4 protein-coding genes are annotated in these 4285 nt (G+C 53.1%); 1 reads left to right on the forward strand and 3 read right to left on the reverse strand.

Features of this window, described 5'->3' with window-relative positions; all coding sequences use genetic code 11:
• Positions 1–220: 220 nt before the first annotated feature.
• The 3 genes from AUK29_01470 to AUK29_01480 form a co-directional block, all read right to left on the reverse strand.
• A complete protein-coding gene (locus tag AUK29_01470) occupies positions 221–2224 on the reverse strand; it encodes a transketolase (protein ID OIP66120.1) in 2004 nt (667 codons plus the stop codon).
• 275 nt (positions 2225–2499) lie between these two features.
• Positions 2500–2706 (reverse strand): hypothetical protein, encoded by a 207-nt coding sequence (locus tag AUK29_01475; protein ID OIP66121.1) that lies wholly within the window; start codon positions 2704–2706, stop codon positions 2500–2502.
• An 81-nt stretch (positions 2707–2787) separates the two neighbouring features.
• Entirely contained in the window at positions 2788–3381 is a 594-nt protein-coding gene (locus tag AUK29_01480; protein ID OIP66122.1) for a superoxide dismutase, read from the reverse strand.
• 177 nt (positions 3382–3558) lie between these two features.
• On the opposite strand from AUK29_01480, the gene AUK29_01485 reads away from it, so the two are divergent.
• On the forward strand, positions 3559–3981 hold the full coding sequence (locus AUK29_01485) for a peptide chain release factor-like protein (protein OIP66123.1): 423 nt from the start codon (positions 3559–3561) through the stop codon (positions 3979–3981).
• Positions 3982–4285: the final 304 nt, after the last annotated feature.

Here is a 4285-nt window from a genome sequence, read left to right on the forward strand (position 1 = left end):
TTTCCAGTGATTTGATCAGTGCCTTGAGCATCCGCTCAACCTCCTCGATATCACTCTTAAGTCTTTTTGTTATTTTGTAAATCTCCAAGCATAATTGATAAGACTGGGGCCATTCCTTTAACTCCTTGTAGTGTTTGAGCACTTCACTTGACCCCTGGAATCCTTGACCCCTTGAACCCTTATGTTTTCACCCACTCTTTTGGAGATGATCCTTATTTAATTATCCCCTGCGCAGGAGTTTCCTGGCCCGGGTCACAATATTCTCCGATGTAAACCCAAGCTTCTCCATAACGACCTTGCCGGGGGCCGAAGCGCCGAAGCGTTCAATACCGATGACTTCTCCCTGCCTCCCGACATACCGATGCCAACCCATGGGAGAGGCCGCCTCCACGGCAAGCCTCGCCCGCACACCGGAGGGGAGCACCTCTTCCTTATACGCAGCCGGCTGCTTCTCGAAGAGCTCCCAGCTCGGCATGGAGACCAGCCTTACGGCCAACCCTTCTGCGGTCAGCTTTTCATAGGACTCAAGGGCGATTGAGACCTCGGAGCCTGTGGCGAGTATCAGCAGGTCGGGTTTTCCTTTCTTTGCGTCGGCCAGCACATAGGCGCCCCGCGTGAGCCCATCTGCCGGGGCGTAACGGCCGCGGTCCATGACCGGAAGGTTCTGACGTGTGAGGATCAGGGCCACAGGCCCTTGTCTGTGCGAAAGAGCAACCCTCCAGGCCCAGGCGGTTTCATTGGCGTCCGCAGGCCGGATCACCGTGAGATTGGGGATGGCCCTGAGCGCGGGGAGATGCTCCACAGGCTGATGCGTGGGACCGTCCTCACCCAGACCGATGGAGTCGTGCGTAAACACATAGATTACACGCTGCCCCATCAGGGCCGCGAGACGTATCGCCCCCCGCATGTAATCTGAAAAGACCAGGAAGGTCCCGCCGTAGGGTATCAGCCCGGAGAGGGCCATGCCGTTGAGTATGGCGCCCATGGCATGTTCCCGGACACCAAAGTGAAGATTCCTCTCACGGGATTCCCTGCCGTAATTCCCGAAACCTTTCAGATGGGTGTTGTTGGATGGCGAGAGGTCCGCGGACCCTCCGATAAGCATGGGGAGCATCGCGGCCACGGCGTTCAGCACCTTGCCCGATGCGCTGCGGGTGGCCATGGGCCCGTCCTTGGGTTCAAAGACCGGGACGGCCTCTTCCCACGAAGGCGGGAGCTCTCCCTTCTGCAGGCGCTCCCATTCCTCAGATAGTTCAGGATACTTTCCGGCATAAGACGCATGGATTTCCGCCCATTGATTTTCCGCCTTTTTCCCTTTGGCAAGGGCCTCTCTGAAAAGATCGAGCGCCTTCTCAGGGACATAAAAAGCCGGTTCCAGCGGCCAGCCGAGTTTCTCCTTGGTCAGCTTGACCTCGAGAGCCCCCAGTGGAGAGCCGTGGGCATCGGCCGTGTCCTGTTTATTCGGACTCCCGAACCCGATATGCGTGCGGGAGATGATGAGCGAAGGCCGACCTGTCTCCTGCTGTGCTGATCGGATGGCGCTCCCGATCTGCTCCAGATCGTTCCCGTCCACGTGCTGGACATGCCAGTGGTAGGCCTCAAACCGCTTCCCCACGTCCTCAGTGAAGGCGAGATCCGTGGACCCTTCAATGGAGATCTTGTTGTCCGAATAGAGATAGATGATCTTACCCAGGCCCAGGTGCCCTGCCAGAGACGCCGCCTCCGAGGAGATCCCTTCCATCATATCCCCGTCGCTCACGATGGCATAGATATAATAGTCGACCAGATTGAAACCCGGTCGGTTGAAATACTGCGCCAGGTAGGCCTCGGCCATGGCCATGCCCACGCCGGTTCCGAACCCCTGCCCGAGCGGGCCCGTGGTGGTCTCGATCCCATGATCAGGGCTGTATTCCGGATGGCCGGCCGTGGGGCTCTCCCACTGTCTGAACTGTTTGAGATCCTCGATGGAGAGGGGATATCCGGTAAGAAAGAGCAGGGAATAAAGGAGCATGGATCCGTGCCCGGCGGAGAGGACGAAGCGGTCCCGGTTGCCCCATCGGGGATTTTTCGGGTTGTGCTTCAGGAACCGCGTCCAGAGCACATAGGCCATGGGCGCATCCCCCATGGGCATGCCCGGATGTCCTGACTTGGCCTTTTCCACGCCGTCCACGGCCAGCATGCGGATGGTGTTGATACACAATGGGTCCAGATTCTCCTTTTCCATCTCTTCGTCTTCCTCCTCTTCTCAAGTCTATTTTGGTCGCTCCGGCCTTTCGGCGGATAAAAAAACTATAGCCTACCTCTTATGAATTTACAAGCGAATATCCTGCGAGTCATGCTGCATGGCATAACCGCAGCAATGTTTTGCATTCCAGGTCAGCATTTTATGATTAGGCCCGGCGCCGTTTGGATACACATGTTGATCATCATCCGACCACCTGGCGAAAGCGTTTTGAGTAACCTGAACCCAAAGCATCAAACCGGTGACGAACATGATGCCTATGGTTGCTTTGCTTTGGCTTCTTGTTTCCAGGTTTTCCATACCGGGCAACGATCCTCGATACCCTGTTCCTGATGGCGTTTCAGCCATTTCCAAAGCCAAAACCGACTTCGCTGCACCCGTTTAAGAATTTCATTGAAGCCAATCCCTTGATTGTAGATCTCAATCGCTTTGCAGCGTTTCTCAATTTCATTATTATTCTTCATCGCCTTTTACTCCTTCCAAATGAATTTGGAAGGATTGTAGGCGATATGAAATTAAGTTATCGATGTTATGATATAAACCCACTAACCAAGACAGGCATTCACGAAATCCCAATTGATGAGCTTGTCTAAGAAGGCGCTCAGATAATCGGGCCTCCGGTTCTGGTAGTCCAGGTAATAGGCATGTTCCCAGACATCCGCTGTCAGAAGGGGTTTGATGCCCTGGGCGATCGGGGTGTCGGCATTGGCTGTCTTCATGACCTGTAACTTATTCTCTTTGAGAACCAGCCAGGCCCAGCCGCTTCCGAACTGCGTAGCGCCCGCGCTCTTGAATTCCTCGACGAATTTTTCATAGCTCCCGAAAGCGGCGTCAATCTTCTTGGCAATGGAACCGGTGGGTTTACCGCCGCCTCCAGGCTTCATACACTTCCAGTAAAATGAATGGTTCCAGACCTGGGCCGCGTTATTGAAGATACCGGTCTTGGATGCGTCTCCTGCGGTCTTCTTGACGATGGTTTCAAGATCCTTGTTCTCAAGATCCGTACCCTGAATCAGTTTGTTGGTGTTGACCACGTAGGCATTGTGGTGTTTCCCATAATGGAACTCCAGGGTTTTCGCGCTGATGTAAGGTTCAAGGGCATTTTTATCATAAGGCAGACCGGGTAATGTGATAGGCATATCTTCTCCTTTTCTCTGGATTATTATTTTAAATAGGCTATACTTGTTTTTAAAAATACCAGCAGGATTGAAAGGTGTCAAGCCGACCTAAGCGGAATTTATAGATTTTCTGTGCGGCGCGGCCGGCGTCTCTGCGCCCGGTATGGCGCTTCAACAAAGGAACAGGTTCTAAAGGTCATGGCTAAAACAGCGGTCAGGCCGGAAAAGCAGGATGCCCTGAAGCAGCGGATGGAGCAATTGGGCATTTTTGAAAAAGACATTCTGGAAAAATTCGTCCGCTCTCAGGGAAAGGGCGGGCAGAATGTCAATAAGACATCCACGTGCGTCTATCTGAAGCATCTCCCCACAGGGATTGAGGTCAAATGCCAGAAGGAGAGGTCACAGTCCATGAACCGGTTTTTTGCGCGCCGTGTTCTAACGGACAAGTTTGAAGAGAGGATCCTGAAGAAGAAAAGCGAGCGGGTACAGGAGATCGAGAAGATCCGCCGGCAGAAAAGGAAGAGGTCCAAGAGGGCAAAAGAGAAGGTCCTGGAGCAAAAGAAGATTCAAGCCGATAAAAAGAGGCAGAGAAAGGCCGTTCAAGGATCTCGAACAGAATAAAAAATTGCGCATCATTTGACAGATAGTCGTTCTTGTTTTATATTTACGTTTAAAAATGCGGATCATCTCCAAAAGAGTGGGTGAAAACATAAGGGTTCAAGGGGTCAAGGATTCCAGGGGTCAAGTGAAGTGCTAAAAACATAAGGGACCGAGGGTCATAGGGGTCAAGGGTTACGCTTAGCGTGTCCCGCTTTTCTATATCTTTGTCGTTAGATCCCGGCATCTCCTTGAATCTATTCTTGCCGGGCCGGGACCGTCTGCGACGGCTACTACATTAAGGCATCTTGGGGTCCAGTGTTTTTCT

The sequence above is a fragment of the Nitrospirae bacterium CG2_30_53_67 genome (genome assembly GCA_001873285.1).
In the GTDB taxonomy this organism is placed as follows: domain Bacteria; phylum CG2-30-53-67; class CG2-30-53-67; order CG2-30-53-67; family CG2-30-53-67; genus CG2-30-53-67.